Raw genomic sequence first — 4,786 nt, forward strand, 5'->3', positions numbered from 1 at the left:
TTTCGTGGTGGGCCCCCCTCGTTTGGGGGGGCCGCCCCACCCCCCAACCCCCCTTCCCCCCTGGGCGGGGGGGGGGGGGGGGGTTTCCCCCCCCCCCCCCGCCGCTCACGACTCACCGCACCGCCGCAGCCATCTCCTCCAGCGTCGCCCGCACGTCCCTGCGGCGATACCCGAGCAACTCGGTCTCGCGGGCGTCCGGCTCGTACGAGATCGTCGCGCCCCGGCCAGGGACCAGCACCCGGTCCGGCAGGAACGGGTGTTCCTCGTCGCGTTCTTCGAGCGTCCGGCCGGACCCGGACACGTCGAAAACCAGCTGGAAGTAGTCCCGGAAGCTGAGGTTTTCGTCCCCGACCAGGTACGCCGCGCCGGATTCCCCGCGTAAAAGGGTGCCTTCGACGGCCTCGGCCAGACTCCGCACGGACAGGTAGTTCGTGCCGCCCACCGGCGCGAAGTCCGGCACCTTCCCGACCAACTCCCCATCAGCCCAGGCCAGCATTTTCGCGAACTGCCGCGTCGAGCGGCCGGGGGCCATTCCGACGATCGACGGCGGGTTCAGCGTGCACACCGCGAACCCGTCCCCGGCGAGGGCACGCGCTCCTTCGTCGGCCAGGCGGCGGGCGTCGACGTACGGGTTCGTTTCCGCGAGATCCGGCCGGACCTGGTGGTAATAGCTGCCGATCTGGACGAAGCGGCCGACGCCCGCCCGTTTCGCTCGCGACGCGATCGCGGTCACGCCGTCGATTTGGTACGTCCGCCAGAATTCCTCGTCGCCCCAGCCTGATACGTGCCGGATGTCTTGTCCGGCCGCGAAAACTATCGCCTCGAAGGGGGCCAGCGCGGCCTCGTCGAAACCGTCGTGGGCGTAGTCGCCCAGCAGGACCGGCAGGCCCGCCACGAGGGAATCGGCGTCGGGTTCGTGTCGTCCGGCGACCGTCACGGCGTGGCCGCGGCCGCTCAAGTAGGCGGCGGTGTTCGAGCCGATCATGCCGGTGCCGCCGATGACCAAGACCTTCATGCGCAATTCCTCTATCCGAAGTGGACACGTCCGCCGTCGACGACCGGGCCGCGTTCCGACGTGATCCGCAGGCCGCCGTCGGACCAACCTTCGACCTGCAGTTCCTCGCCGGGGAACACGGGCGCGGCGAAGCGGCCTTCCAGTGACGTCAGGTCCGCGGGGTGTGCGCCGACCTGGCGCGCAGCGACCAGAGCGCCCGCGCCGAGAGTCGCCAAGCCGTGCAGGATCGGGCGTGGCTGGCCGATCCCGGCTGCTGCGGCGGGGTCGACGTGGATGTGGTGCCGGTCCCCCAGCAGCCGGTAGAGCAGAGCCTGGTTGTCCGCAGTGGACAGTGCTGCGGTCCAATCCGGACTGTCCAAGGCAGACGGACGACCGGGGCCGCGTTCGCCACCGAAACCACCGATGCCGGGGCAGAACAACGACCACGTCGCGACGAAGTAGTCCGATTCCACGGCCACCTCATAAACCGCCGCACTGCCTTTGTCCCAGACCTCCGGAACGCGGGCCCGCATGGAGATCTCACCCGCGGGCGGCAGCGGTTTCAAGACTTGCAGCCGTTGCGATCCATGCACCGCGTTGCCGACCTCGAACGCCCCGGCCGAGCCGAGGACGTCCGGGGCCCATTGGGCGAGCGTCAGCGCGAAAGGCGGCAGCACCCGAAGCCGGTCCTCGAAGACCAGGTCGAGTTCGTCCGGACGGGCGCCGATGGCGAGCGCGTAGAGGATCGGGTCGCGGTCGGGGTAGGCGACGGTGCGTTCGCCGAGGACCCGGCCCTTCCAGTCCGCGGGGCTGTTCACTGGGCTCCGTAAACCGGTTCGGGCGTAGGCGCTTCCTTCAGCAGCTCGCGCACGGCCGGGCCGGCTTCGGCGGCGGTCCAGCGCCGGTCCAGTTCGCGGGACGGGCCGTGGCTCCAGCCGTTCTCCAGGCAGATCCGGCCGCCTTCGACCTCGATCACGCGGCCGGTGACGTCCGCGGCGTCCTCGCTGGCGAGCCAAGCGACGATCGGCGACACATTGCCCGGGTGCATCGAGTCGAACCCGTCGTCCGGCGCGGCCATCTGCGCCGCGAACGGGCCCTCGGTCATCCGGGTGCGCGCGGCCGGGGCCAGCGCGTTCACCGTGATGCCGTACCGGCCGAGTTCAGCCGCTCCGACCAGCGTCAACGCGGCGATCCCGGCCTTGGCGGCGCTGTAGCTGCCCTGGCCGATGCTGCCCTGCAGACCCGCGCCGGACGTGGTGTTGATGATCCGCGCCGCCCGCGTACGCCCGGCTTTCGCCTCCGCGCGCCAGTAGCCCGCAGCGTGGTGCATCAGCGCGAAATGCCCTTTGAGGTGCACCGCGACGACCGCGTCCCACTCCTGTTCGCTGGTGGTCACGATCATCCGGTCGCGCACGAAGCCCGCGTTGTTCACGACGATGTCCAGCCCGCCGAACGTATCGACCGCCTGCCGCACCAGCGCTTCCGTCGCCGCGAAGTTCACGACGTCGGCGCCATTGGCCACCGCTTCGCCGCCCAGCGCGCGGATCGCTTCGACCACCTCGCCGGCCGGGCCGTCGGACGCCCCCTCGCCCGCACCCGACGTGCCGAGGTCGTTCACGACGACACGCGCGCCCTGGCGGGCGAGTTCCAGCGCGTGCTCGCGGCCGAGTCCGCGGCCGGCCCCGGTCACGATCGCGACCCGGCCCTCCAAGATCCCGCTCACATCTTCTCCGTTCGTCTTCCGTTCCGGCGAGGCGGTTCCCCGTAAACCAAGCAAGTGTTAGGCTACCAAGCAATCGCTAGGTTAGGAACGCACGTGACGATTTCCACGCAGCTCCACGACAACGGCACCTTCGTGGTCACCATGGACTACCCGCCGGTGAACGCCCTGCCGGTCGCCGGATGGTTCCGCCTCGCCGAAACCGTGCGGGAGGCGGGCGAGGACCCGGCGGTGCACGTCGTCCTGCTCCGCGCCGAGGGCCGCGGCTTCAACGCCGGCGTCGACATCAAGGAAATGCAGCGCACCACCGGTTTCGACGCCCTGGTCGGCGCGAACCGCGGCTGTTACCTGGCATTCAAGGCGATCTACGAATGCGCCGTGCCAGTCATCGCCGCGGTGAACGGCTTCTGCCTCGGCGGCGGCGTCGGACTGGTCGGCAACTGCGACACGATCATCGCCGCCGACGACGCGTACTTCGGCGTCCCCGAGGTAGACCGCGGCGCCCTTGGCGCAGCCACCCACCTCGCCCGCCTGGTCCCGCAGCACCTGATGCGCACGCTGTACTTCACCAGCCGCACCATCGCGGCGAAGGACCTGGTACAGCACGGTTCGGTGCTGGAAACCGTGCCCGCCGCCGACCTGCACGACGCCGCGCTCGCCCTGGCCGCCGAGGTAGCCGCGAAGGACCCGCGCGTCATCCGGGCCGCGAAAGCCGCGCTGAACGGCATCGACCCGATCGACGTCAACCGCAGCTACCGGTACGAACAGGGCTACACCTTCGAACTCAACCTCATCGGAGCCGCCGACGAACACCGCGACGCCTTCGTCGCCACCGGCCGCCCGATGAACGACTGACTCTCGAGGAGACCCGTGCCTCTCCGCACCCCGCTCACCGAGCTGACCGGCGTCACCCACCCGATCGTGCAAACCGGCATGGGCTGGGTCGCCGGCCCGCGCCTGGTGTCCGCGACCGCCAACGCCGGCGCATTGGGCATCCTCGCCTCCGCGACGATGACCTACGACGAGCTCGACCACGCCATCAAGGAAGTCAAACAGCGCACGGACAACCCCTTCGGCGTAAACCTGCGCGCCGACGCCGGCGACGCCACCGAACGCGCCGAGCTGCTGATACAGCACGGCGTCAAAGTGGCTTCTTTCGCCCTGGCCCCGAAAAAAGACCTGATCGCCCGGTTGAAGGACCACGGCCTGGTCGTCATGCCCACCGTCGGCGCCGCCCGCCACGCCGAAAAGGTCGCCTCGTGGGGCGCGGACCTGGTCATGATGCAAGGCGGCGAAGGCGGCGGCCACACCGGCCCGACCGCGACGACCCTGCTGCTGCCCTCCGTACTGGACGCAGTCGACATCCCAGTCGTCGCCGCCGGCGGCTTCTTCGACGGCCGTGGCCTAGCCGCCGCACTGTCCTATGGCGCGGCCGGAATCGGTATGGGCACGCGCTTTTTGCTCACCAGCGACAGCGCGGTTCCGGACGACATCAAACGCACTTACCTAGGCTTCGGCCTGGACGGCACCGTCGTCACCACCAAGGCCGACGGCATGCCGCACCGCCTGCTGCGCACACCGTTCATCGAGGGCCTCACGAAGGAAGGCTTCGTCCAACGAATGGCCCGAACCCTGCGCCGGACAACGGACTTCAAGCGATTGAGCGGCCAATCCTGGCCGTCACTGATCGCCGACGGCCTGCGCATGAAACGCGGCAGCGACCGCTCGTGGACGCAAACCATGCTGGCCGCGAACACCCCCATGCTGCTCAAAGCAGGTTTGGTGGAAGGCGACACCCGCGCCGGGATGCTGGCCGCCGGGCAGGTAGTCGGAGTAATCGAGGACCTGCCAAGCTGCGCGGAACTGGTGACCCGAATTGTGGAAAGCGCGCAAGAACGCCTGAAGACCACCGCCGCCCTGCTCGACTGAGCCCAGGTTCGTGGGGTCCCCTTCACGACCCAGAACCCAATGCCAGTGGCTTACGGCGGCGCCGCGGGTGCGGTCTTGCCCAGGTCTACGGACCTAGGCGGATCGGCTGTCCGTGAGGGGAACCCTGAGGGACTCTGAGTCCC

General features: G+C 69.6%; 5 protein-coding genes. 2 read left to right on the top strand and 3 right to left on the bottom strand.

Going from position 1 to position 4,786, the window contains the following annotated elements; translation table 11 throughout:
* Positions 1-112 precede the first annotated feature (112 nt).
* From ACFXI3_RS27990 to ACFXI3_RS28000, 3 genes are read right to left on the bottom strand one after another with little or no spacing between them, the layout of a single operon-like run.
* On the bottom strand, positions 113-1,015 hold the full coding sequence (locus ACFXI3_RS27990; RefSeq protein ID WP_378403433.1) for an NAD-dependent epimerase/dehydratase family protein: 903 nt from the start codon (positions 1,013-1,015) through the stop codon (positions 113-115).
* Between the two features lie 11 nt (positions 1,016-1,026).
* Positions 1,027-1,812, bottom strand: a complete 786-nt coding sequence (locus ACFXI3_RS27995) for a MaoC/PaaZ C-terminal domain-containing protein (protein ID WP_378403435.1) — start codon at positions 1,810-1,812, stop codon at positions 1,027-1,029.
* The gene (locus ACFXI3_RS28000; RefSeq protein ID WP_378403437.1) at positions 1,809-2,717 is read right to left on the bottom strand and encodes an SDR family oxidoreductase; all 909 of its coding nucleotides are present in this window, start codon (positions 2,715-2,717) and stop codon (positions 1,809-1,811) included. Before ACFXI3_RS28000 ends, ACFXI3_RS27995 begins: the two co-directional genes overlap by 4 nt.
* A 93-nt stretch (positions 2,718-2,810) precedes the next feature.
* Between ACFXI3_RS28000 and ACFXI3_RS28005 the strand changes: the two genes are divergently transcribed.
* Both ACFXI3_RS28005 and ACFXI3_RS28010 read left to right on the top strand, forming a co-directional pair.
* Entirely contained in the window at positions 2,811-3,569 is a 759-nt protein-coding gene (locus tag ACFXI3_RS28005) for an enoyl-CoA hydratase family protein (RefSeq protein WP_344286277.1), read from the top strand.
* Between the two features lie 15 nt (positions 3,570-3,584).
* Positions 3,585-4,643: a nitronate monooxygenase gene (locus ACFXI3_RS28010; protein WP_344286276.1), complete on the top strand. Its 1,059-nt coding sequence runs from the start codon at positions 3,585-3,587 to the stop codon at positions 4,641-4,643.
* Positions 4,644-4,786: the final 143 nt, after the last annotated feature.

Source organism: Amycolatopsis sp. NPDC059235 (assembly GCF_042754125.1).
Lineage (GTDB): Bacteria > Actinomycetota > Actinomycetes > Mycobacteriales > Pseudonocardiaceae > Amycolatopsis > Amycolatopsis albidoflava.

Bases quoted from the DNA above. Each gene is read 5' to 3' on its own strand.
- ACFXI3_RS27990 (WP_378403433.1), bottom strand. From the start codon at position 1,015: ATGAAGGTCTTGGTCATCGGCGGCACCGGCATGATCGGCTCGAACACC.